Here is a 23,301-nt window from a genome sequence, read left to right on the forward strand (position 1 = left end):
AGTACAGCGGTCCGGGACGTCCGGTTCAGCCGATTTAATGGCGCGCATGCGCGACGACGATGTGCGGACCTGCCTGCGCGTCCTGGCGGAGCTGGCGGACGCGCCGGACGACGACCCCGACGCGGCGCGGGTCCGGGCGGCGGCGGGCGCGTTCGTGCGGCGGACCCGGGAGCGCGAGCGGGCGGCGGCCCGGCTGCGTCGCGCGGCGGCCGACGCGGAGATGCTGGCCGCGACCGCCACGGGCGCGGCGGGACGCGTCGAGGGCGTGCCCGCCGAGCCGCCGCGCGAGGCCGTCCCGGCCGGGACGGTGACGGGCGGGCTGCGCGCCTGCTACGTGTGCAAGGCGCACTTCCGGGAGGCGGACGCGTTCTACCACCGCCTCTGCCCGCCGTGCGCGCGGGAGCACCGGCGGCACCGGCACGCGCGGGCCGACCTGGCGGGGCGCCGCGCGATCGTCACGGGCGGGCGGGTCAAGGCCGGGTTCGAGCTCGTGCTGAAGCTGCTGCGGGACGGCGCCGCCGTGACCGCCCTGACCCGGTTCCCCGCCGACGCGCGCCGCCGCTTCGCCGAGGTCGCCGACCGGGCCGACTGGCACGACCGCCTCACGGTCGTCGGCATGGACCTGCGGGACGTCCCGTCCCTCGTCCGGTGGTGCGACGCGCTCGTCGAGGCCGGCGAGCCGCTCGACATCCTGGTGAACCTGGCGGCGCAGACGCTGCGCCATCCGCCGGAGTCCTACGCGGAGCTGCTGGCCGGCGAGGGATCGCCGGACGGGGAACTGCCGGCGGGCGAGGGTCTCGCGGCGCCCGGCCCGCTGCCCGTGCCGCTCTGGACCGGCGCCGTCGACGTCGCGGGCCTGGTCCCCGACCCGTCCCCGGTCAACTCCTGGACCCGGCTGGTGCACGAGGTCGATCCCGTGGAGCTGCTGGAGGCTCAGCTCATCAACGTGACGGCGCCCTTCGTCCTGCTGGGACGGCTTCGTCCTCTCCTGGCCCTCTCGCGGCATCCGCGGCGGTACGTGGTGAACGTCTCGGCCGTCGAGGGGCAGTTCGACCGCGTGTACAAGGGCGCCGAGCATCCGCACACCAACATGGCGAAGGCGGCGCTCAACATGCTGACGCGCACGACCGCGTCCGAGCTGGCCGAGCACGGCGTGCACGTCACCAGCGTCGACCCGGGCTGGTTCACCGACCAGCAGCCGGAGCCCGCGCGGGCGCGCCGGACCGCCGCCGGGTTCCGCCCGCCGCTCGACGTCGTGGACGCCGCCGCCCGGATCTACCACCCGATCGTGCGCGGCGAGCGCGACGGCGACCCGCCGAACGGCTGCCTGCTGAAGGACTACCAGGTCGTCAACTGGTGACCGCCCGGCCCGGGGCGGCTCAGCCGGAGACGGCGCCGGCGGTCGCGAGCAGCTCGGGCAGCGTTCCGACGAACCCGTCCTCCAGCAGCTTCAGCGCCACCATCCACGCTTCGGGACGCCCGCCGAGATGCCGGTCGACGTGCTCGGCGAGACGGCGCAGCACCCGCGGATCGGGCATGCCCCCGACCTCGCCGAGGAGCGGTTCGACCTCCACCGCCGCGAGCAGGGCGTCTACGTGCGCCTCCGCGAGCACGGCGTCGGCGGTGACGTCCCGGTCTTCCGCGAACAACCGTCCCGCCCTCTCGCCGTAGGCGAGCACGGGGTCCCAGTGGTGGCGCTTTCCGGGTTCGCGGAGGCGGCGCCTGCGCCCGTGGCCGGTCTCGTCGACGAACGGCGGCGTCAGGGCGATGTCCCCGGCCAGCCCGAGTCGCGCCCTGACCTGCGCCGTGCCGCGCAGGCCCGGGAGCCACAGCGTCTCGGCGACCGCCCGCAGCCTCTCCTCCGGCACGGTCGCGGTGACGAACTCGGCGGTGAGCGTCCCGGCGGCGAAGCCGTTCCCGACGACCTTGACGATGACGTCCGGGCCCGCCCCGGCCCCGGCGAGGTCGGCGAGCACCTCGGGCGCGGGGTCGGGCAGCAGGACGGCCAGGTCCGGGTGGTCGGCGACGACGATCCGGACCAGGTCGAGCGGGGCATCGGTGCGCCTCGCCACGAACCGCGCCGCGCGCAGGGGGAACGGCCCCTCCGCCGCCCGGCGCCGCGGCTCGTCCGCCAGCACCGCGTCCCAGCCCACGCGCGGGACGCAGGGATGGCGGCGGTTCACGACCGTCCGGACGAGCGGCCTCCCGCGCCACGGCTCGCAGCCGTCCACGTCGGCGATCTCGGCGACCGAGCGGAGGAACTCCGGCCGCCGCACCCGTTCCGACAGCTCCCGCAGCCGCCGCTCCCCCTCCGCGCTCGCCAGCGCCGCCTGCGCGTAGGCCAGCACGCTGGGCTCGGAGTCCTCCGGTCCCCACCGGAACGCGGGCAGCCGCCCGTCCTCGACGAGCTGCCCGATCTCGTGCCGCCGGCCCGCCTCCAGCAGCGTCCGGCAGGCCAGGACGGCGCCGTGCGGATCGGCGCCCGCGCCGAGGTAGAGCAGCGCGTCCCCGGCCAGCTCCGGGTCGGCCGCGCACAGCAGCGCGTGGTCGAGCGGCTCCTGCCCCCGCATGGACAGCAGGGTCCGCCGCACCCCGGCGGGCAGCGGCAGCGGCGTCACGCCGTCCCGCCGGGAGGTCTGGTGGGCGAGCTGGCGGCGCAGGTTCCGCGGGATGCGCCCGAGCGCGCTCTCGGCGGTCAGCAGGGTCGCGTTGACCTCGGGGTCGTCCAGGTCGAGCAGCCGCCCCAGCAGCTCCGGCGGGTCGCCCGCGAGCACCGCCTGCTGGACGAGCAGGTCCAGGTCACTGGGCCGGCCGCGGCGCAGCAGCGCCTCGAGGACGACCCGGTTGGGCCTCCCGAAGCTGTGCACCGCGGACTCGACGCGGCTCTTCGGGAGATGGCCGAGCAGCGCGTCCATCTCGCCGGGCGTCGCGAACCGCAGCAGGCCGGCCGTGCAGCGGGCGATGTTCTGGGCGCGGGTCCTGGGGTGGGGGGCCATGGGCCGTCACCGTAGCCGAAGGATCACCCCGGCCGGACCCGGTGGCAGGCCATTCCCCGCCGCTCCGGCCACTCGTCGCCCCCGGCGGTGATCAGCCAGATCCACTTCCCCGGGTCGGCCGGGACGATCGGGTCGGCGTACCCGTCGGTGACCACGATGACGGCGTCCGCGGGCTCGTCCCGTCCGTCCACGTGCCGCCGGACGGCCTCGAAGTCCGTCCCGCCCCCGCCGCGGAGCGGCTCCCCGGGCCGGAACGGCTTCACGGAGGCGTCGAAGGCGACCCACTCGACCTCGGTCCCGTCGATCCGGCCGACCAGCTCGCCCAGCCACTCGACGAGGCCGTCCGGCATCGACCCGGACGTGTCCAGCGCGATGACCAGCGACTTCACCCGCTGCGGTCCGCGCCGCGCCAGCACCGGCTCGTGCCCGAGCGCCGCCAGCACGGCCCCGCGCTTCTTCGGGTAGACGAGCCGCTCCCCCTCCTCCAGCTTCGAGGCGAGCACGTCCACGAGCCACCGCTGCCACCACTCCACCCGCCGCGTGGCCGACGTGACGCCCCGGAGCGCGTGCACCCCGAGGTCACCCCAGATCCTGTCGACGCCCTCCGAGGCCCCCTCGGTCCGCCGCAGCAGGTCGAGCAGTTCGTCGCGCGCCACCCGGTCGCCCCGCCGCGCCGCGATGAGCACGCTCCGCAGCACGTCGTCCCCGACCCGTCCGACCGTCTCCCGGTCGAGCGCGTCGACGAGCACGTGGATGCAGGCGGCCTGCCCGACGCCCGGCGGGTTCCGCATGCGTCCGAGCTCCCGGTAGACGCTCATGTCGGTCTCGACCCACTCCTCGAACGGAAGCGGCTCGACGCCCTGGTCCCGCAGGTCCTCGGCATAGGATCCGTACACGCCGTGCGGCGAGACGCCCACGGGCGCGCCGCCGGTCTCGGGCAGCCCGGCTCCGAGCCGCACCATCGCGACATGGTTGATCGTGACCTCGCACGCCAGCGTGAACACCGGGTCGCTCCGCAGGTCGGCGTCCGCGAAGAGGTGCCGCTGGACGAGGTGCCGGGCCTCGTGGAACAGGACGAACCGCACCCCTTCGGCCCCGATCCCCACGAAGAACTCGGGGTTGTAGAGGAGCAGGCAGGACCCGTCCCCGGAGGCGACCACGGCCGCCGTGTCCACCGCCGTGGTCGGCAGCTGGTGGTGGCACTTGCTGAACAGCCACGACGCGACGGCGCTGTGCGTCATCCCCAGTTCGAGCAGCGCCCGCTCCTTCAGCCGCCGCGCCGCCTCCACGACCTCCTCGCCGGCGGGCCGCCACCGCGCCAGCGCCCGCCGATCGGCCAGCTCGACGACCGGCACCCGCGGCCACCCGACCTCTCCGTACCCCACCCCCCAACCCTCCCGGCAACCCGCGCCGCGTTCCACAGGTTTACGGAGATCCGAGGGTTCGGACGGGCAGCCCGGCCGCGTGGCGCATGGCACTCCGCGCGCGGGACGCGGCCGAGGGGTCGCCCAGCAGCTGGATCTCCTGGTTGGCCGCCATCGACAGGCCCATCAGCGTCGTGGCGACCTCCTCCGCGGGCCGGTGCGGGCCCGGCGATGCCGCCTGCGCGGCGGCGACCTCCGCCGCCAGCGCCCGGCGGATGGACGCGACGATCTCCCGCAGCCGGTCGCGCAGCGGCCCCGGCCGCCCGTCGAGCTCGGACGTGGCGGCCGTGAGGAAGCAGCCTCCGGGGAACGGGCAGTCGGCCAGGTAGCCGACCCACCCGTCGACGAGCCGTTCCAGGCGTTCCGGCCCGGGCGGCAGGCCCTCCAGGGGGCCGGTCACCGCCGCGCGGAAGACCTCGCAGGCCTGGTCGAGCGCGGCCATGAGCAGCCGCTCGCGCGACCCGAACGGACCGACCAGGCCCGCCTTGCTCATGCCGAGCCGCTGGGCCAGCGATCCGACCGTGAGTCCTTCCAGGCCCAAGCGGGAGGCGTCCTGCACGGCGGCGCCCACGATCCGCTCGCGCGTCCGGGCCGCTTCGGCCGCCGAGTGACGAGGAGACATGGCACCAGTTTAGCGAACGGGCGTACGCTATGGTTTTGGCGAACGACCGTTCGCCAACGATGGGACGCGACATGACCGACCTGCTCAGCCTCGACGCCACGGCACTGGCCCTCATCGGCCACGACGTGGCGATGATCCCCGACGCCGCGATGGCGGACCCGACCCCCTGCGACGGATGGACGGTCGCGGACCTGGTCCACCACATGAACGAGCGCCACGAGGCCATCGCGCGGACCGCCCTGCCGCCCCTCGAACCCGCCGGGGACCCGCGCGACGACTTCGCCCTGACCGCCGCCCGCTGCCTCGCCGTCCTCGAACGGGCGGGCGAGACCGTCACCATGCCCCGGCTGGGCCCGGTGTCGGCCGAGTGGGTGCTCGGCATCCACCTGGTCGACATGCTGGTCCACCGCTGGGACCTGGCGCGCGCGCTCTGCACCGCCGTGTCCGCCGCGCCGTCCCGGATCACCGAGGCCGCGCTGCCCCTCGCCCGCGCCAACACCGCACCCGGCAGTCCCCTCAACGTGCCCGGCGGCGCCTACCGCCCGCCCCTCGCCGAGGACCCGTCCCGTCCCGCGGTCGACAACCTCGCCGCCCTCCTCGGCCGCGACCCGCGCTGGAGCGCGCCGGCCTCATCTCATGGGACGGGCGCGGCGTAGTGGCGGGTGACCCGGTGGCGGTGGCGCCGGTCGGTGGCGAGCGGGCCAGTGGGCGCCGGGAGGCTCAGTCGTCGCCGAGGAGGAGTCTGCCGGCGCGTTCGACGACCTCGCCACGGGTGCGGGAGCCGTGGTCGGCGGCGAGGAAGTGGCTGCCGACCAGGAGGCAGAAGGCGAGCATGCTGCGGGCCTCGACCTCGTCGGGGTCCGAGCGGAAGGTGCCGAACAGCTCGCGCAGGTAGTCCATGCGCTGGTTGTCCACGCGGCGGACGCGCTCGGCGACCGCCGGGTCGCGGCGGGCCCAGTCGCGCATGGCGAGGTCGATGTGCAGGTGGTCGCCCGCCCGGGTGAGCATGCCCGCCCGCCGGATCTTCGCGCGGGCGTCGCCTCCCTCGCGTTCGACCCGGTCGCGCATGTCGTCGACGGACCGCCGCTCCCAGTCGTCGAGCATGGCGGCCAGCAGCGCCTTGCGGTCGGGGAAGTGCCCGTAGAAGCCGCCCTTGGTGACGCCGAGCGCCTGGGCGAGGGCCTCGACCCGGACCGCGTCGGGCCCCCCGGCGGCGAGGGCCTTGAGGCCCTGCTCGATCCAGCTGCTGCGTGGCGTGCGGAGGACGGCGGGCATGGTCCATTATCCCCTCCCCTCCGGATATCCGGATCTCACGGCCCCCCACCCGGGGCCGATTCATACGGTGCCGTATATTTGAGCGGAGGCGGGCGCGACGGCGCGCCCGCCGACCGAGGAGGTGGCTTGGCGTTGACTTCTTCTCCCGCCTGAAGGCGGGGGCTTCCAGCGGTCGCCCGCTGGGTTTCCTGCTTCTCCGACGACCGCCCCATCCGGGAGGTGTCCCGTTGAGGTCTTACACCGTCTCCACAGGCGGTCACCGCCAGCCCGGCGGCCAGGATGTTGCGCGCCGCGTTCACGTCGCGGTCATGCACCGCGCCGCACCCGCACGTCCACTCGCGGACGTCCAGCGGCAGCTTGGCGCGGATCGTGCCGCAGGTTCCGCACAGCTTGGAGGAGGGGAACCAGCGGTCGATCACGACCAGGTCGCGCCCGTACCAGGCGCACTTGTACTCCAGCATCAGCCGCATCTCCCGCCATGCCGCATCCGAGATGGCGCGCGCGAGCCTGCCGTTCTTCAGCAGGTTGCGGACGGTGAGGTCTTCGATCACGACCGTTTGGTTCTCACGGACGAGCCGGGTCGACAGCTTGTGCAGGAAGTCGCGGCGCCGGTCGGCGATCCGCGCATGCACCCGGGCGACCCTGCGGCGGGCCTTGTCCCGGTTCACCGAACCCGCGGCCTTGCGGGACAGGTCCCGCTGCGCCTTCGCGAGGCGGGCGCGGTCACGGCGCTCGTGGCGGGGATTGGCGACCTTCTCCCCCGTGGACAGGGCCACCAGGGAGGTGATCCCGGCGTCGATCCCGACCGCTGCGTCCGTGTCCGGAGCCGGAGTGATCGTGTCCTCGCACAGCATCGAGACGAACCAGCGTCCGGCGCTGTCGCAGGACACCGTCACCGTCGTCGGCTCCGCGTGCTTGGGGAGGGGACGCGACCAGCGGATGTCCAGCGGCTCGGTCATCTTCGCCAGTGTGAGGTGCCCGTCGCGCCAGGTGAATGCGCTGCGGGTGTACTCGGCCGACGCACGCGACCGCTTGCGCGACTTGAACCGCGGATAGGCGGCGCGCTTGGCGAAGAAGTTGGCGAACGCGGTCTGCAGATGCCGCAGCGCTTGCTGAAGCGGCACGCACGACACCTCCGACAGGAAGGCCAGTTGCGTGGTCTTCTTCCACTGCGTCAGCAAGGCCGACGACTGCACATAGGAGATCCGGCGCCGCTCGCCGTACCAGGCCCGGGTCCGCTCCTCCAGCACCTTGTTGTACACCAGCCGCACGCAGCCGAACGTGCGCGACAACTCGGCCGCCTGCTCTTCGGTGGGGTAGAAGCGGTACTTGAACGCCCGCCTGACCTGCCGCGCCATGTCCCACGTTCTAGCAGGCCCGGTGCAAGCCGACCCGGCGGACGCCGAAACGCCCCGGCTTCCCCGACCTGCTCCGTAAGAGCCCGTTTCCTCCCCAGCCTAAAGGCCAGGGCATTTACGAAGGAGAACTGATGAAGCTTCCCGCGAGCGCGCACACCGACCGTCCCTGGCGGATCCACGAGATCGCTCCCGACTTCCGGCTCGAGGACGTGTGGGCCCTGCCCGCCACCGGCGGCCCGGACGACTTCCCGAAGCTGCTGGAGCAGATGACCTCCAGCGAGAACCAGCTGCCCGGCGTCGCCGGAGTGCTCTTCGCCGTCCGCCGGCGGCTCGGGCGGCTGCTCGGCTGGGACGGGGAGGACTCCGGCCTCGGCGGGCGGGTGCGGACGCTGCGCGAGCGGCTGCCGGACGATCTGCGCGACCTCCCGGCGGGCCCCGCCCCCCGCTCGCTGCCGTTCCGGCCGCTCTACCTGACCGGGGACGAGTGGGCGGTCGAGACGGCCAACCGGACGATGCACGGCGTGATGCACATCGGCTGGGTCCCGGACGGCTCCGGCGGCCACCGCGCCCAGATGGCCGTCCTGGTGAAGCCGAACGGCCTGCTCGGCAGGGCCTATATGGCCGCGATCCTGCCGTTCCGGTACACCCTCGTGTACCCGGCGCTGATGCGCACCATCGGGCGCGCGTGGAAGGCCCGCGAGGCGAAACCGGCCTGACGCGGGCAGGGGACGGCCCCGTCCCTGCGGGGGCAGAAAGGGACGGGGCCGCGAGCCGCGCGGGTGTGGGCGACGCCCGCCCGCGCGGCGGCTCTCGGTGCCGGATCCCCTAGTGCTCGGTCGCCTGCTCGGCGCCCGCGCCCGTGAGGGAGCGGACCTCGATCTCGGCGTACTTCTCCGCGTTGAACTCCTTGCTGAGCAGGGTCCCGATCCAGCCGCACAGGAAGCCGAACGGGATGGAGATGATCCCGGGGTTCTCCAGCGGGAACCAGCTGAAGTCGGAGTCGGTGAACAGGGCCTTCTCCGAGCCCGACACCACCGGCGAGAACGCCACCAGGAAGATGGCCGAGCCGAGGCCGCCGTAGATGGCGGAGACGGCGCCGGTGGTGTTGAACCGCTTCCAGAACAGGCTGTACAGGATCGCGGGCAGGTTCCCCGACGCCGCGACCGCGAAGGCGAGGGCGACGAGGAACGCCACGTTCAGGCGCTGGGCGTAGATGCCGAGGACGATCGCCACGGCGCCGATCACGAACGCGGAGATGCGGGCCACGCGCACCTCGTCCCGCTCCGAGGCCTTGCCCCTCTTGAACACGTGGGCGTACAGGTCGTGGGAGAAGGACGAGGACGAGGCGAGGGTGAGGCCCGCCACGACCGCGAGGATCGTCGCGAAGGCGACCGCCGCGATGACCGCGAGCAGGATCGTCCCGCCCGCGTCCCCGAAGACGATCTCGCCGATCTTCTGGGCGAGCTGCGGGGCGGCGGTGTTGCCGGCCGGGTTGGCCTTGGCGATCTCCTTGGACCCGACCAGCGCGGCGGCGCCGAAGCCGAGGACCAGGGTGAGCAGGTAGAACACGCCGATGATCCCGATGCCCCACAGCACCGACTTGCGGGCGTCGCGGGCGGTCGGGACGGTGTAGAAGCGGATCAGGATGTGCGGCAGCCCTGCGGTGCCGAGCACGAGCGCGAGGCCGAGGCTGATCAGGTCGAGCTTGCCGCTCAGGCCCTGCTCCGCGGTGGCGTAGCGCAGCCCCGGCTCCAGGAACTCGCCGCCCTTGCCGCTCTGGTCGGCGGCGTCGTTCAGCAGGCTGGACAGGTTGAACCCGAACTTGCCCAGCACCAGCAGCGTGATCAGGGTGGCGCCGGTCATCAGCAGGACGGCCTTGACGATCTGCACCCAGGTGGTGCCCTTCATCCCGCCGAACACCACGTACACGATCATCAGCACGCCGACCAGCGCGATCGTCGCACCCTTGGCGAAGTCGCTCGTGAAGCCGAACAGCAGCGAGACCAGGGCTCCCGCGCCGACCATCTGCGCCAGCAGGTAGAAGATCGACACGATGATGGTGGAGACGCCGGCGGCGGTGCGGACCGGGCGGGGGCTCATCCGGAACGCCAGCACGTCCGCCATCGTGAAGCGGCCGGAGTTGCGCAGCAGCTCGGCGACGAGCAGCAGCGCCACGAGCCACGCGACGAGGAACCCGATCGAGTACAGGAACCCGTCGTAGCCGTACAGGGCGATCAGCCCGGCGATGCCGAGGAACGAGGCGGCGGACATGTAGTCGCCGCCGATCGCGATGCCGTTCTGCGCGCCGGAGAACGACCGCCCGCCGGCGTAGAAGTCGGTGGCGTTGCGAGTGTTGCGGCTCGCCCACACGGTGATCGCCAGGGTGGCCGCCACGAAGACCAGGAACAGGATGATCGACAGGGTCTCGTTGCTCATCTGGCCTCCTTCTCGGCCGGGGCCGACTCGGCCTCGATGCGGGCGCGGATCTCGTCGGAGACGGGGTCGAGGCGGCGCTCGGCGTGCCGCGCGTACAGGTAGGCGATGAGGAAGGTGGAGACGAACTGCAGCAGCCCGAACACCAGGGCGACGTTGACGGCCCCGAACAGCTCGGTGCCCATGAAGTCCCGCGCCCACCCCGACAGGACGACGTACAGCAGGTACCAGGTGAGGAACGCCGCGGTCATCGGGAAGACGAAACGGCGGAATCTTCGCCGGAGTTCTTGGAACTCCGTGGTGCCCTGGAACCGTTCATAGACGGTGCCGGTGGCGCTCTTGTCGACGGACACGCCCACCCCTCCTCGATTGTGACGCCGGTCACGCGCAACCGTAAAGATCCTGCCGGGAGTGGACGAGGGGTCGGCGGCAAGGCTGCGACCAGCCGCCGTTCACCGTCGACCAAAGGTCGCCCCCGTCGCCGAACGGTCGTTCTCGCGCGACGAACGGTCACACCCGTTTGGGCCGCCACGTGCCGCGATCGACGTCGAGCGACTCCGGCGTGTGCAGGCGCACCATCATCCGCGCGACGCCGCGCGGGATCCGTCCGGGCGTGCACAGCGACACGAGGATCATGACGGTGAACGCGATCGGGACCGTCCAGGCCGCGGGCTGGGCGAGCAGCGCGCCGAGCAGCCCGGACGGCGGCCCGGCGGCGATCGTCACCACGACCGCCGTCCCGGCGAGCGCGCCGCCGAGGACGAGCCCGGCGAGCGCGCCCGGCACGGTGAGCCGCCGCCACCAGACGCCGAGGACGAGCAGCGGGCAGAACGTGGACGCCGCGACGGCGAACGCCAGCCCGACGACGTCCGCGACGGCGAGGGACCGGGCCGCGATCGCCAGGCCCAGCGGGACGGCCAGGGCGAGCAGCGTCCCGGCGCGGAACGAGCGGACGCCGCCGCGCAGGAGGTCCTGCGCCAGCACCCCCGCGACCGACACGGTGATGCCGGACGACGTCGACAGGAACGCCGCCACCGCCCCGCCCGTCACGAGCGCGCCCAGCAGGTCGCCACCGAGCCCGCCGATGAGCCGTCCGGGCAGGGTGAGGACGACGGCGTCGGCCCGTCCGGTCATCAGCAGCTCGGGGGTGTAGAGGCGCCCGAGCACCCCGTACAGGGCGGGCAGCAGGTAGAACGCGCCGAGGAGCGTCAGCACCACGACGGTCGTGCGGCGGGCGGTGCGCCCGTCCGGATTGGTGTAGAAGCGGACGAGGACGTGCGGCAGCCCCATCGTCCCGAGGAACGTGGCGAGGATCAGCGAGTAGGTGGCGTAGAGGGAGTGGTCGCGCCCGTCCAGCGGCAGCGCCCACTCCCGTCCGGTGGTGGCGGGGCGCCCGCTGACGTGCGGGACGTCGGCGCCCGCCGGGAAGGTGACGGACGTGTCCTTGTCGAGGCGGTGCGGCCCCGGCCCCAGCGCGAGGGGGACGCCGGAGTAGGCGCGCCCGTCCACCCGGCCGTCCACGGTCACCTGGACGGGCGCCGTGACCTGCACGGTGACCCCCGTCCCGACCGAGACGGTCGTCCGGTCGCCGAACCGCGGAGGCACGTCCGACGACAGGCCGGGCGCGCCGTCGTACCGCCACGCCATCAGCAGGAACACCAGCGGCACGGCCAGCGCGGTCAGCTTCAGCCAGTACTGGAACGCCTGCACCATGGTGACGCTGCGCATGCCGCCGACCAGCACGTTCGCCGCCACGACGACCGCGATGAGAACGCCGCCCGTCCACACCGGCGCGCCCGTGACCGTGCGCAGCACCAGCCCGGCGCTCTGGAACTGGGGCAGCAGGTACAGCCAGCTGATCAGCACCACGAACACGCTCGCGACGCGGCGCACGGCCATGGACTCCAGCCGCGCCTCGGCGAAGTCCGGCAGCGTGTAGGCACCGGAGCGGCGCAGCGGCGCCGACACCAGGACGAGCAGGACGAGGTACCCGCCCGTCCACCCGACGGGCAGCCACAGCATGTCGGCGCCGTAGGCGAGGATCAGCCCGGCGATGCCGAGGAACGAGGCGGCCGACAGGTACTCCCCGCCGATCGCGGACGCGTTGCGCAGCGGCGTCACCGTGCGGGACGCGACGTAGAAGTCGGACGTGGTGCGGGAGATCCGCACCCCGAGCACGCCGACGAGCATGGTCGCGACGACGACCAGCAGCACGCCCGCGAGCCCGTACGCGGCGCTCACAGCCGGTCGGCCCGGTCGACGAGGTCGGCGAAGTCGTCCTCGTTGCGCTCGGCCTGCCGGACGTACCACCAGCCGCAGGCGACGAACCACGGGTAGATCAGCCCGCCGAGCAGCACCCACGGCAGCGGCAGCCCGAGCACCTCCTGCTCGCGCACCGCGGGGACGAGCGCGAACAGCAGCGGCAGGCCGAGCACCACCACCGCGAGGACCAGGCACAGCCGCGCCGCGAGCCGCCACTGGGCGCGCACCAGCGACCGCATGTACGCCTCGCCGAGCCCGGTCTGCTCGTCGATCTCCCGCGTCACCGGGTACCGGGGCCGCCGGACGGTCCGGGTCCGCGGCCCGGTGACCAGCGTCCGCCCGGGCGCGACGTCCCGCCGGCCCGGCCCCGGCGCGCTCAGGGAGACCGCCTCGCCCGGCGGACGAGCAGGTCGCGCAACTCGCGCACATGCCGGCGCGCCACCGGCAGCTCGGCGCCGCCCACGACGACGCTGCAGCGCCCCGAGTCGAGCCGCAGCTCCGTGATCGCCGCCAGCGCGACGAGGTGGCTGCGGTGCACCCGGACGAACCCGGCGCCGCTCCACCGCTCGCTCAGCGCGGCGAGCGGAATGCGCACCAGGTGGCTGCCGGTGGAGGTGTGGAGCCGCGCGTAGTCGCCCTGCGCCTCCACGTACAGCACCTCCCCCGGGGTGACGAACCGCGTCACCCCGCCCAGCTCGACCGGCATGGCCTCCGGCTCGGACGGCTCCGGCGCGGCCTCGTCCTCCCGGGCGGCCTCGGTGACCCGCCGGATCGCCACCGCCAGCCGCTCCGGCCGCACCGGCTTGAGGATGTAGTCGGTCGCCTTGATCTCGAACGCGTCCACGGCGTGCTCCTCGTAGGCCGTCACGTAGACGATCTGCGGGGCGCGGGCGAACTGGGCGAGGACGCGGCCGAGCACGGTGCCGTCCAGGCCGGGCATCCGGATGTCGAGGAAGACGGCGGCGACGGGACGGCCCTCGGCGAGGGCCCGATCGAGCCTGCGGAGCGCGGCGGCCCCGTCCCGGGCGGTGTCGATCTCACCGATGCGCGGGTCGGCGCGCAGCAGGTGGACGAGGTCGTCGAGCGCGGGCGCCTCGTCGTCCACCGCCAGGACACGCAGGGACACCGCACCGTCCTTCCGCCGCCATTCGCCACATTCCAGTCAAGTACCGGCCGGGCGTCAAGAGGCCGTGACACCGGGCCGGTACTTCGGCACCCGCACGGTGACCTTCGTCCCGGCACCCGGCCCGGTCTCCACCGCGAGGCCGTACTCGTCCCCGTACACCTGCCGGAGCCGCGCGTCGACGTTGGCGAGCCCGATCCCGGCGGCGTCGTCGGCGGACGGCTCGGGCCGCTCCCCGGACAGCAGGCGGCGGACGTCCTCGGGATCCATGCCGATCCCGTCGTCCTCCACACTGATCACGCAGTCGGCTCCCGCGTCCTCCGCGATGATGGTGATGACCCCGGGCTCGGACCGGTCCTGGAGCCCGTGCCGGACGGCGTTCTCCACGAGCGGCTGCAGACAGAGGAACGGAACGGCCACCGGCAGCACCTCGGGCGCGATCCGCAACATCACCCGCAGCTCCTCACCGAACCGGGCGCGCTGGAGCAGCAGGTACCGGTCGATCGACCGCAGCTCCTCCGCCAGCGTCGTGAAGTCGCCGTGCCGCCGGAACGAGTACCGCGTGAACCCGGCGAACTCCAGCAGCAGCTCCCGCGCCCGCTCCGGATCGGACCGGACGAACGAGGCGATCGTCGTCAGCGAGTTGTAGATGAAGTGCGGCGAGATCTGCGCCCGCAGCGCCCGCATCTCCGCCTCCATCAGCAGCGTCCGCGAGTGGTCCAGCTCCGCGAGTTCGAGCTGGGCGTCCACCCACTGCGCGACCTCCTCGGCGGCGCGGATCAGCCCGGCGGGGACGTCCTCCCCGTAGGCGGCCAGCGTCCCGACCACCCGGTCGTCAGTGGCGAGCGGCACGACGACCACTCGACGGATCGGACAGTCGAGCCGGTCGCACTCCACGTCGTCCACCTGCGTGCGCCCGTTTCCCAAGGTGGCCCGGGCATGCTCGGGCCCGTCCACCGCGTGATGGTCGTGCTCCCCGTCCCAGGCCAGCAGCCGCTCCCCGTCGGTGATGGCGAGGGCCTCGCACCCGAGCAGCGCCCGCAGGTGCCGGGCCGCCTTCTGCGCCCCCTGCTCGGTCAACCCGGCCCGGAACGCCGGCGCCGCCCGCGAAGCGGTGTGCAGGGTCTCGAAGGTCGCCCGCCGCTCCGGCCCTCCGAGATCCCCCCGCCGCCGGTGCCGCCGCCACAGCAACGCCGGCACCCAGGTGACCACCAACGTCGCGGCAACGGCAACGACCACACTCATCCGGCAAACCTACGCCGAACAGACACGCTCGGGCCCGGCGAGGCCGGCGGTGCCCTCGTTCTCGTACATCAAGCAGGAGAACGTTTCCCTGCGGGCGTTCAGGTCCAAGCACGTGCGCACATATGGCCCCTGTGACAAGCCCCACAACCCCCACATTCCTCTGCCCCGGAGCTTGCCGCCCGACGCTGCACCGGACGGTTCCGTCTGCACGCTTGGCGCCGCGATCGAACGCGGGCCAGGGGACAAACTAAGGGAGTTCAACGTGCTTTTGATGGAGCCGAAGTCCGAGCCGCAGTCCGACCTGCCGCCCGAGACATCGTTCGACCAGCAGCCCGAGTCCTCGAACCTTCCCATGTGGATGGGGGACTGCCCTTCGAGCCCGGACGGCAACCACAATCTGGTGGACCACCACACGAAGGGCTTCAAGATCTGCACGTACTGCAGTGGGGTCTACTACGGGTAAGTAAAAGGCTTTTGAAGCTCTCCTCTCGATAAATTCGAAAGCTCCCATAGGAGGTCCTGGCCGCTCTGCGGCCAGGACCTCTCTTCGTCGTGGACCGTGCTCCTCTTCTCGGGTGGCCGAGGACGCTTCAGGGCGGACCCGGACCGGGCCCGCCGCTGAGCCCCGAACGCCTGCGCCTACGCCCGTTCCCAGCTCAATCGCGGGTCTGGAACCAGCGCAGCGTGTCGGGCAGGGCGCGGTAGAGAGTGGCGAAGTGGTCGGTGCCGGTGCCGGTGCCGTAATCCACGACCTGCGGCCGGGTCCCGTGGGCGCGGAGAGCGCGGACGCAGTTGCGCGTGTTGGTGAAGGTGACCTGCTCGTCGCCGGACGCGCCGTACAGCCGGATCGGGACGTCCGGAGCCTGGTCGCAGGTGCCGTCGGCCGCGCGGATCGCCCGCAGGAGGGCGCCGGAGGGGTGGTCGAGCCAGTGCAGGTAGCGCGGGGTCACCAGCCGATCGGGGCTCGCGGGGAGCTGCGGGAAGATGTCCGATTCATCGTGGCTGCCATCGAAGAGCCGTTCCATGCTGGTGTCGTAGGGCGCCTGGAAGACCTCCGAGGGTGTCTTGTACAGGTGGTGGAGCCGGTTCCAGGCGACCGTGGCGTAGGCGAGGTTGAACGCCGACACCCGCGGGTCCAGCGGGCCGCCGGGAAGGGATGCCGGGAGCTGCGCGCGCCGCAGGTCGTAGGCGCCGCTGATCGGAGCCAGCGCGCCCAGCCGCAGGTAGGGATCGGTACCGCGTTGCAGTTGGCGTCCCAGTGCCATGGCGGCCTGACCGCCCTGCGAGAAGCCGGTCACCAGCACCCGCCGTTCCAGCGCTCTGCCCTGCCGGGTGGCGACGGCGCGGGCGGCGCGGAGCATGTCCAGCGATGCGGACGCTTCCGAGGCGGCGTCCAGGTAAGGATGGGCTCCGGTCCCCTCCCCGAGACCGAGGTAGTCAGGGGCGACACCGGCGTATCCGGCGGCGGCGTAGTAGACCGCCGCGATCCTGCTCTGGCCGTCCGCGGCGACCGAACCGGCGGTACTTCGGCCGGCGTGGGTTCCGTGGGCGAAGCTGACGGCCTCCAGCGTCCCGGCGGTGTCGCTGGGCAGGACGACGATCCCACTGGCGAGGGTGGGCCGCCCGGTCGCGGAGACGGTGCGGTAGAGGACCTTGAAGCCGCTCACCCCACTGCGCGGCCGCGGAGACGTCAACCCCTCATCGCCGAGGTAGACGCGGACCTCCGCCCGTGACATGCGAACCACCGGCGTCACCGAGACCACCGTCCCCCGCCCACCGGAGGCGTCCGACCGCCCGGCCGCAGCCGCAGCCGGCTTTCCGGGTTGCGCAGCGCAACCCGCACCTGAAACGACCAGTGTCGTACCGAGCAGGACCCGCGACACGCGGCTGCCCACGAGGCTCATCTTCATGTCCATGACGCTAGAGAGGCGGCCGACTTCACACCATCGACCTACACACCCGGAAGCCGGTGAACTCAGACCCCTCAGGGGGTGTATCCAGACACCCGGACAAGCCGCCCACTCCCGCGCGGCAGCGGCAGGTTCGGGGCCCGTCCGGCATGCTGGCGTCGAGCGCTTTGGAGGCCCCGTGGACCCGATGCCCGAACGGATGTCCGATCACTGGTGGTGGCTGCCGGGGATGCGGCCCGGGCGGCGGATGTTGCTCTGGCACGTCCTGCTGGACAGGCAGCCGGAGGTGTTCGATCTGGTCCGTCGGTACCAGGACAAGCTTGCCGGGGTGGACGGGCTGGACCTCATTCCGGCCGAGTGGCTGCACATGACCACGCAGATCGTCGGGTTCGAGGACGAGATCTCCGGCGAGCGGGTCGAGGCGCTCACCGCGAGCGCCGCCCGTCGTCTGGCCCCCCTCGAACCGATCGAGGTGGAGGTCGGGCGGCCGTGGGTTCACAGCGAGGGGGTGGCGCTCGGCGTCCGTCCGGCACGCGGGCTCGATCCCGTCCGGCAGGCGCTGCGCCAGGCCGCGGCCGAGACCGTGGGTGTGCACCCGCTCGACGGCGAGCCTGATTGGACGCCGCACGTCTCGGTCGCCTACAGCAACGCCGATGGTCCTTCCGCCCCGATCGTCCACGCCCTCGGCCCGCGTCCCGAGCCCGTTCCCCTGCGTGTCGCCGCAGCGCATCTGGTCGGCCAGGTGAGGGACGGGCACCTGTACCGGTGGGAGCGGCTCGCCGAGGCCGCGTTGGACGGTTGAGAGCCGCAGCGCGTGAGCTGACGCCCGCCGGGGCGGCCCGGCGGGACGTCGGCTCGTGGTCACGGTAGGTCGAGGGCGTCGGCCAAGGTGTCGAGGTGAAGGTGGGCGTCGCCGAAGGCCAGGGACGCTGCCAGTGCGTGTTCGGAGAACAGGTGCAGGTCGTGTTCCCGGGTGAAACCGATGGCGCCGTGTACCTGATGGCCTAGGGCGCATACGCGTTCGTACGCCTCGCTCACCCAGGCCTTGGCCATCGCCACCTGCTGCTCCGCGTCGCGGTTCACTGACAGGAGCCAGATGGCCTCGTAGGCGGTGAAGCGGGAGCCCAGGACGTCGATGGCCATGTTCGCGCAGTGGTGCTGGACGGCCTGGAACGCACCGACCGCACGGCCGAACTGCTCGCGTTCCGTGGCGTACTGGACCGTCATGTCCAGGACGTGCTGCGCGGCCCCCACCATCTCGGCGCAGGTGGCGGCTGCGCCGAACAGCGAGATCGCGGCGGCGGCCTCCGGGGCCAGGGCGGCCTCGCCGGGCACCCACAGGCCGCTCAGTTCGGCGTGGCAGGGACGGTCGTGGCCGATCGTGCCGAGCGGTTTCAGGGTGACGTCCGCGGCGTCCACCCAGAAGGCGTGCGGTTCGCCGTCCAGGCGCGCCACCAGGAGGACGTGTTCGGCGGACGCGGCGAACGGGACGAACGTGGCCGTGCCGTCCAGGACGTAGCCGGAGTCGGAGCGTGTCGCGACCGGGCCCTCCCCCGGGCGATCCCAGGGAAGCGGTGCGGCGGTCACGATCTGGCCGTCCGAGATCGCGTTCAGCCAGCGCTCCTTCTGGGCGGACGTCCCGAACCGCGCGACCGGCATGCCGCAGCACGCGACCGAGGACAGCAGCGGGCTCGGGACCTGCGCGTACCCCAGTTGCTCGAACAGCAGGCAGACGTCCAGGAAGTCGCCGCCCACGCCGCCGTGCTCCTCGGGGAAGGCCAGGCCGGTCCAGCCGAGCTCGACCATCTCCTTCCAGAGCGGCGCCGAGTAGCCGGCCGGGTCGCCGGCCAGGGCCCGCGCGCCCGCCGTCGCGGCCTTGGACTCCAGGAGCTCGCGGGCCGTGGCGGTGATCAGCTCCTGGTCCTCGGTCAGGCTCAGGTCCATGGCGGCGGCACCTTGTCCGAGCGGACCCACACGCCCGGCCGCTCCTCCCAGAACAGCTGGACGAGGATCCCGCCGGTGTGCTTCGGGTGGACGAACGTGTGCTTCCAGGCGGCGCCGTCGGTGACGCCCTCCTCGTCGTCGAAGGTGGGGACGCCGTGGTGCTCGCAGGCCGCCAGGGCCGCGTCCCAGTCGGCCACCTCGAAGGTGACGTGGTGGGCGCCCGGGCCGCCGCGCTCCAGGAAGCGGTCGATGAACGAGTCCTCCCCGCGCGGCATGATCACTTCCCAGCAGATCGTCGAGCCGGGGATGTTCAGCACGAGGTCGGCCATGTCGGGGTGCTCCTCGTCCGCCGTCCGCCAGACCTGCACGAACCCGGCGAGGTCGCGGTACCAGCGGGCGAGGACGTCCCGGTCGTGGAAGGCCTGGCAGATGTGGTCGAGCGCCACGACGCCGAGCGACGGGCCGTCCGGCCCGGACGGCTCGGCGACCGAGGCGGCGGCGTCGCCGCACATGTCCAGGCCGCCCGGCCCGCGGAGCCGCCACAGCACGCCGGTGCCGTGCTCGGGCGGGCTCAGCGACGCCTCCAGCCAGCGTCCCCACGCCCAGTCGGTCGGCTTGATGCCGCGCACCTCGAGTTCCGCGCGGACGGCCTCCAGGTCGGGCACCTCGGCGCCGACGTGGTGCAGGCCCGGGCGCCCGTTGTGCTCGTCCAGCCAGGTCTGCAGTGCCGCGCCGTCGCCGGCGGGCGCGACCACCTCCCACGCCTGGCCGCGGCTTCCCGGGATCTCCAGCCGGGCGCCGCGCACGCCCTCGGCCGGGTTGTCCCAGCTCCGGACGCGCCGGAACCCGAACAGCCCCTCCAGCAGGGCGACCTGCTGGTCGAGGTCGGGGGTCACCTGCGCGACATGATCGATGCGGTAGATCTGCACGGGTCCTCCTAGCTCGGGTGGGGTTCGATCCAGTCGTAGCCGTAGGTGACGAGCTCCTTGACGAGCCGCAGGTTGTAGCGGTTCATCGCCGCGATCCGCTCGGCCAGCTCGCCGATCCGCCTGTCGAACTCCTCCGCCGGATACACGTCGTTGACCAGGCCGAGTCGCAGCGCCCGGTCGGCGTCGACGCGGGCGCCGGTGAACAGCAGCTCCTTGGCGCGGGCCTTGCCGATCCGCTCCGGCAGCCGCTTCACGCCGCCCCAGCCGGGCGCCGACCCGCCGAACTCGGGCTGGTCGGGGTCGCCGTCCTCGGTCATCTTCGGGCGGTACGGGGGACGCGCCGACAGCGTGATCTCGACGAGTCCCATCTTGGCGTTGTCGGAGGCGATGATGAAGTCCGCCGCGAGCGCCAGCTCCAGCCCGCCGCCGACCGCGTACCCGTGCACCGCGGCGATCACCGGGACGGACATCCGCTCCATCATCGCGAACGTCCTCTCGCCGAGCCGGCCCTGCTCGATCCGCTCGCGCGGGGTCAGCTTCTCCGACCAGGACAGGTCCATGCCGGCGCAGAACGCGCGCTCTCCCGCGCCGCGCAGCACCACGACGCAGACGTCCTCGTCGTCGTCCACGCGGGTGAAGATGTCGCGCAGCTCCGTCATCGTGGTGGGCGTCAGGGCGTTGAGCTTGTCCGGCCGGTTCAGCGTCAGCCAGGCGACCCGCTCCTCGACCCGCAGGTCGACCGTCTCGTAGGCGTTCTCGTCGAGCATGTGCGTGCGCTCCTCCCGTGTTGGTCAGCCGCGGGGCAGGTTCAGGCCCCGGGTGGCGATGACGTTGCGCTGGATCTCGGTGGTTCCGCCGAGGAAGGTGGACGCGACCGAGTCCCGGCGCATGTGGGTGAACACCGCGTCGAGGGGCGCCCCCTCGCGCTCCCACAGCGCTGCGGACCGTCCGAAGGCCAGCGCGCCCGTCCGCGCGAGCCGCTGGTGCAGCTCGGCGCCGAACAGCTGGTTGACGGACGCCTCGAAGCCGGGCTCGTCGCCCGCCGCCTGCCGCGACACGGTGTAGCGGGCCAGGTTGTACAGGACGGCGATCTCGGTCCGCCGGCGCGCGATCTCCTGCCGCAGCGCGGGGCCGCGCCGGGCGTGCCGCCGCCCCTCCGGCGACCTGAGGTGGGCCACCAGCTCGGCGAACGCCTGCTCGTACTTGATGGTGGCGCCGATCCCGGCCCGCTCGAAGCCGAGCGCGGACATCGCCACGTACCAGCCGCGGTTCTCCTCGCCGACCCGGTTCGCCACCGGCACCCGGACGCCCTCGAAGAAGATCTCGCAGAACGGCGCCGCGCCGCGGATGTCGGTGATGGGACGGATCGTCACCCCGGGCGCGTCCGCCTCGACGAGCAGGAACGTGATGCCGCGGTGGGGACGCTCGGCGGACGGGTCGGTGCGGACCAGCACGAACAGCCAGTCGGCGTACTGGCCGAGGGACGTCCACACCTTCTGGCCGTCCACGACGTACTCGTCCCCGTCCCGGACGGCGCGGGTGCGCAGCGAGGCCAGGTCGGAGCCGGACTCCGGCTCGGAGAAGCCCTGCGCCCACGTCGCCTCGCCCGCCGCGATCGGCGGCAGGTGGACGGCCTTCTGCTCGTCGGTGCCGTGGACCAGCAGGGTCGGGCCGAGGAGGAACGCGCCGATGCCGTTCACGGTCGGCACCCGGGCCCGCATCATCTCCTCGTGCAGGACGAACTCCTCCAGCGCCGACAGCCCCGCGCCGCCGTACTCCCGCGGCCAGTGCGGCGCGATCCAGCCGCGCCCGGCCAGCGCCGCCGCCCACGCCCGCGCGCCCTCGCGGCGCCCGGGGTCGTCCGCGACCCGGTCGACCGGCCAGTTGTAGCCGGCGACGTCCTCGGGTTCGAGGCTCTGCTCCTCGTCCCCCGCCGGGCGGTACGACGCGGGGAACCGCTCCTCGACGAAGGCGCGGACCTCCTCGCGGAAGGCGGCCTGCTCCGGCGTGTCGTCCCAGTTCACGGGTTGCTCGCCTCCCGGTCCCAGGTGGTCGGGGTGATCCCGCCGTCGCCCTGCGCGCGCAGCCTGTACTTGGCGACCTTGTCGGTCGGGGTGCGCGGCAGCGCGTCGATGAACTCGACGTAGCGCGGCACCATCGAGCGCGGCAGCCGCTCCTCGCAGTAGGCCACCAGCTCCTCCGGGTCGAGCCCGGTGTCCGGTTGCACCACGACCGACACCTTGATGTCCTCGTCCTCCAGTTCCGAGGGCACGCCGATCGCGGCGCACTCCAGCACCGCCGGATGCCGGTTGATCTCGGTCTCCAGGTCGAAGGCCGAGATGTTCTCCCCCCGCCTGCGGATCGCGTCCTTCATCCGGTCGAGGAAGTAGAAATACCCGTCGCCGTCGCGCCATACCCGGTCGCCGGTGTGGAACCACATGTTGCGGAAGCAGCGGGTCGTGGCCTCCCAGTTGCCGTAGTAGCCGGTGGTGAGGACGAACGGCTGCTTCGGCCGCAGCACCAGCTCCCCCGGCTCCCCCGGCCCGACCTCCCGGTCGCACTCGTCCACGACCGCCACCTGGAACCGCTCCTCGTGCGCCTGCCCGCACGAGCCGAGCCGCCACTCCCCGTACGGGCTGCCGGTCGCGATGCCCGCCTCGGTGCTGGTGTAGGTCTCCACGGACCGGACGCCGAACCGCTCCCGCAGCGGCTCGTCCAGGTTGGACTTGCCCATGTAGAACGTCTCCAGCCGGTGGTCGCGGTCGCGGGACGTCGGCGGGCGGTTCAGCAGGATCGGGATCATCGAGAACACGCTCATGCACACCTGCGCGTCGAAGCGGCGCACGTCGTCCCAGAACCTCGACGCGCTGAACCGCTCGACGATCGCGATGGAGCCGCCGCCGAGCAGGGCCGAGAGCATGCCGTCCCAGAGCGCGGCGGCGTGGAACAGCGGCAGCGGGCAGTAGACCGTCTTGCCCCAGCGGTCCAGGAAGTCCAGCGAGTCGTAGGCGCAGGTCAGCGCGAGCGCGTGCGGGACCATCGCGCCCTTGGACGGCCCGGTCGTGCCGGACGTGTACATGATCGCCTGCATGTCGGCGAAACCGACCTCCACCTCCACCCGCCCGGACCCGTCGGCCGGGAGCGCGGACATCTCCCGCGCGGGCTTGCCGAGCCGGTCGAGCAGCACCCCGGCCGCGGCGGCGTCCCGCACGACGACCCGCTCCAGCGTGGGCAGGCGGCCGGCGATCTCGACGAGGCGCTCGGCGTACGGGCCGTCGACGAGCAGCCAGCGGGAGTCGGAGCTGTCCAGGACGTGCCGCAGCAGCTCGCCCCGGTAGGCGATGTTGATCGGCACGGCGACCGCGCCCAGCCGCGCCAGCGCGAAGATGACGTGGACGAAGTCGGCGCAGTTGGGGAGCATCACGCCGACGTGGTCGCCGCGCGCGATGCCGGCGGCGGAGAACGCGCGGGCCAGCCGGTCGGCGGCGGCGTCCACCTCGCCGTAGCTGATCTCCCCGTCGCGGAATCTGAGGAACGTCTGTCTTCGGTGAACCTGCGCCTGTGACCGGAGGACGTCCCCGAGGACGAAGCTCTCCAGCGTCTCCTTGCGCATCCGGACCTCCGCTGTCGCTGCGTGGCGTGGGGCGGCTCGATGGCTGGCGGCTCAGTGGCTGGGCGGTTCGGTGGCTCGGTGGGCGGCTCGGTGGGCGGCTCGATGGGCGGCTCGGTGGGCGGCTCGGTGGGCGGCTCGACGGCGGGCGCGCGGGCGGCGGTGGGCCG

Annotated in this window: 22 protein-coding genes; 5 read left to right on the forward strand and 17 right to left on the reverse strand. The window is 73.0% G+C overall.

Features of this window, described 5'->3' with window-relative positions; translation table 11 throughout:
- The first annotated feature begins 46 nt into the window (after positions 1-46).
- A complete protein-coding gene (locus CHC11_RS24670; protein WP_245919686.1) occupies positions 47-1,360 on the forward strand; it encodes an SDR family NAD(P)-dependent oxidoreductase in 1,314 nt (437 codons plus the stop codon).
- A gap of 19 nt (positions 1,361-1,379) precedes the next feature.
- On the opposite strand, the gene CHC11_RS41575 is transcribed toward CHC11_RS24670, so the two are convergent.
- Genes CHC11_RS41575 through CHC11_RS24685 form a run of 3 tightly spaced genes read right to left on the reverse strand, consistent with a single transcriptional unit; the run spans position 1,380 to position 5,042 of the window.
- Complete coding sequence (locus tag CHC11_RS41575; protein WP_089314163.1) at positions 1,380-2,996, reverse strand: hypothetical protein; 1,617 nt, start codon at positions 2,994-2,996, stop codon at positions 1,380-1,382.
- A gap of 23 nt (positions 2,997-3,019) precedes the next feature.
- The gene (locus tag CHC11_RS24680) at positions 3,020-4,381 is read right to left on the reverse strand and encodes a DUF2201 family putative metallopeptidase (RefSeq protein ID WP_089314164.1); all 1,362 of its coding nucleotides are present in this window, start codon (positions 4,379-4,381) and stop codon (positions 3,020-3,022) included.
- A 40-nt stretch (positions 4,382-4,421) separates the two neighbouring features.
- The gene (locus CHC11_RS24685; protein WP_089314165.1) at positions 4,422-5,042 is read right to left on the reverse strand and encodes a TetR/AcrR family transcriptional regulator; all 621 of its coding nucleotides are present in this window, start codon (positions 5,040-5,042) and stop codon (positions 4,422-4,424) included.
- Positions 5,043-5,101: 59 nt separating this feature from the next.
- Here CHC11_RS24685 and CHC11_RS24690 point away from each other — a divergent pair, with 59 nt between their 5' ends.
- Positions 5,102-5,698 carry a maleylpyruvate isomerase family mycothiol-dependent enzyme gene (locus CHC11_RS24690; RefSeq protein WP_218826230.1) on the forward strand — a complete coding sequence of 199 codons (597 nt, stop codon included), beginning with the start codon at positions 5,102-5,104 and terminating at the stop codon, positions 5,696-5,698.
- Between the two features lie 64 nt (positions 5,699-5,762).
- On the opposite strand, the gene CHC11_RS24695 is transcribed toward CHC11_RS24690, so the two are convergent.
- Together CHC11_RS24695 and CHC11_RS24700 are read right to left on the reverse strand one after the other, a co-directional pair.
- Positions 5,763-6,317 carry a TetR/AcrR family transcriptional regulator gene (locus tag CHC11_RS24695; RefSeq protein ID WP_089314167.1) on the reverse strand — a complete coding sequence of 185 codons (555 nt, stop codon included), beginning with the start codon at positions 6,315-6,317 and terminating at the stop codon, positions 5,763-5,765.
- A 35-nt stretch (positions 6,318-6,352) separates the two neighbouring features.
- The gene (locus CHC11_RS24700) at positions 6,353-7,675 is read right to left on the reverse strand and encodes an RNA-guided endonuclease InsQ/TnpB family protein (protein WP_245919688.1); all 1,323 of its coding nucleotides are present in this window, start codon (positions 7,673-7,675) and stop codon (positions 6,353-6,355) included.
- Between the two features lie 131 nt (positions 7,676-7,806).
- On the opposite strand from CHC11_RS24700, the gene CHC11_RS24705 reads away from it, so the two are divergent.
- The gene (locus CHC11_RS24705; protein WP_089314168.1) at positions 7,807-8,391 is read left to right on the forward strand and encodes a DUF2867 domain-containing protein; all 585 of its coding nucleotides are present in this window, start codon (positions 7,807-7,809) and stop codon (positions 8,389-8,391) included.
- Positions 8,392-8,500: 109 nt separating this feature from the next.
- Here the strand turns inward: CHC11_RS24705 and CHC11_RS24710 are convergent, their stop codons facing one another.
- The 6 genes from CHC11_RS24710 to CHC11_RS24735 form a co-directional block, all read right to left on the reverse strand.
- The gene (locus CHC11_RS24710; protein WP_089314169.1) at positions 8,501-10,111 is read right to left on the reverse strand and encodes a solute symporter family protein; all 1,611 of its coding nucleotides are present in this window, start codon (positions 10,109-10,111) and stop codon (positions 8,501-8,503) included.
- Positions 10,108-10,467 (reverse strand): DUF485 domain-containing protein, encoded by a 360-nt coding sequence (locus CHC11_RS24715; RefSeq protein WP_089314170.1) that lies wholly within the window; start codon positions 10,465-10,467, stop codon positions 10,108-10,110. Before CHC11_RS24715 ends, CHC11_RS24710 begins: the two co-directional genes overlap by 4 nt.
- A gap of 151 nt (positions 10,468-10,618) precedes the next feature.
- Positions 10,619-12,349 (reverse strand): sodium/solute symporter, encoded by a 1,731-nt coding sequence (locus CHC11_RS24720; RefSeq protein ID WP_089314171.1) that lies wholly within the window; start codon positions 12,347-12,349, stop codon positions 10,619-10,621.
- Positions 12,346-12,654, reverse strand: a complete 309-nt coding sequence (locus CHC11_RS24725) for a DUF485 domain-containing protein (RefSeq protein ID WP_229810239.1) — start codon at positions 12,652-12,654, stop codon at positions 12,346-12,348. The genes CHC11_RS24720 and CHC11_RS24725 overlap by 4 nt, the downstream gene beginning before the upstream one ends.
- A 92-nt stretch (positions 12,655-12,746) precedes the next feature.
- A complete protein-coding gene (locus CHC11_RS24730) occupies positions 12,747-13,496 on the reverse strand; it encodes a LytR/AlgR family response regulator transcription factor (protein ID WP_179278979.1) in 750 nt (249 codons plus the stop codon).
- A gap of 54 nt (positions 13,497-13,550) precedes the next feature.
- Positions 13,551-14,738 carry a sensor histidine kinase gene (locus CHC11_RS24735; RefSeq protein ID WP_089314172.1) on the reverse strand — a complete coding sequence of 396 codons (1,188 nt, stop codon included), beginning with the start codon at positions 14,736-14,738 and terminating at the stop codon, positions 13,551-13,553.
- Between the two features lie 271 nt (positions 14,739-15,009).
- Between CHC11_RS24735 and CHC11_RS40540 the strand changes: the two genes are divergently transcribed.
- The gene (locus CHC11_RS40540) at positions 15,010-15,201 is read left to right on the forward strand and encodes a hypothetical protein (RefSeq protein WP_143227302.1); all 192 of its coding nucleotides are present in this window, start codon (positions 15,010-15,012) and stop codon (positions 15,199-15,201) included.
- A 193-nt stretch (positions 15,202-15,394) separates the two neighbouring features.
- Here the strand turns inward: CHC11_RS40540 and CHC11_RS24745 are convergent, their stop codons facing one another.
- Positions 15,395-16,474: a dienelactone hydrolase family protein gene (locus tag CHC11_RS24745; protein ID WP_143227308.1), complete on the reverse strand. Its 1,080-nt coding sequence runs from the start codon at positions 16,472-16,474 to the stop codon at positions 15,395-15,397.
- A 361-nt stretch (positions 16,475-16,835) separates the two neighbouring features.
- Between CHC11_RS24745 and CHC11_RS41580 the strand changes: the two genes are divergently transcribed.
- The gene (locus CHC11_RS41580; protein ID WP_245919714.1) at positions 16,836-17,450 is read left to right on the forward strand and encodes a 2'-5' RNA ligase family protein; all 615 of its coding nucleotides are present in this window, start codon (positions 16,836-16,838) and stop codon (positions 17,448-17,450) included.
- Between the two features lie 59 nt (positions 17,451-17,509).
- Here CHC11_RS41580 and CHC11_RS24755 read toward each other — a convergent pair whose 3' ends face one another.
- Genes CHC11_RS24755 through CHC11_RS24775 form a run of 5 tightly spaced genes read right to left on the reverse strand, consistent with a single transcriptional unit; the run spans position 17,510 to position 23,134 of the window.
- Positions 17,510-18,592, reverse strand: a complete 1,083-nt coding sequence (locus CHC11_RS24755; RefSeq protein WP_089314176.1) for an acyl-CoA dehydrogenase family protein — start codon at positions 18,590-18,592, stop codon at positions 17,510-17,512.
- Positions 18,583-19,521, reverse strand: a complete 939-nt coding sequence (locus CHC11_RS24760; protein ID WP_089314177.1) for a VOC family protein — start codon at positions 19,519-19,521, stop codon at positions 18,583-18,585. The genes CHC11_RS24755 and CHC11_RS24760 overlap by 10 nt, the downstream gene beginning before the upstream one ends.
- An 8-nt stretch (positions 19,522-19,529) precedes the next feature.
- Positions 19,530-20,288 carry an enoyl-CoA hydratase/isomerase family protein gene (locus tag CHC11_RS24765; protein WP_089314178.1) on the reverse strand — a complete coding sequence of 253 codons (759 nt, stop codon included), beginning with the start codon at positions 20,286-20,288 and terminating at the stop codon, positions 19,530-19,532.
- A gap of 24 nt (positions 20,289-20,312) precedes the next feature.
- The gene (locus CHC11_RS24770; protein ID WP_089314179.1) at positions 20,313-21,545 is read right to left on the reverse strand and encodes an acyl-CoA dehydrogenase family protein; all 1,233 of its coding nucleotides are present in this window, start codon (positions 21,543-21,545) and stop codon (positions 20,313-20,315) included.
- Entirely contained in the window at positions 21,542-23,134 is a 1,593-nt protein-coding gene (locus tag CHC11_RS24775; protein WP_089314180.1) for an AMP-binding protein, read from the reverse strand. The genes CHC11_RS24770 and CHC11_RS24775 overlap by 4 nt, the downstream gene beginning before the upstream one ends.
- Positions 23,135-23,301: the final 167 nt, after the last annotated feature.

This window comes from Actinomadura mexicana (assembly GCF_900188105.1).
Classification (GTDB): domain Bacteria; phylum Actinomycetota; class Actinomycetes; order Streptosporangiales; family Streptosporangiaceae; genus Spirillospora; species Spirillospora mexicana.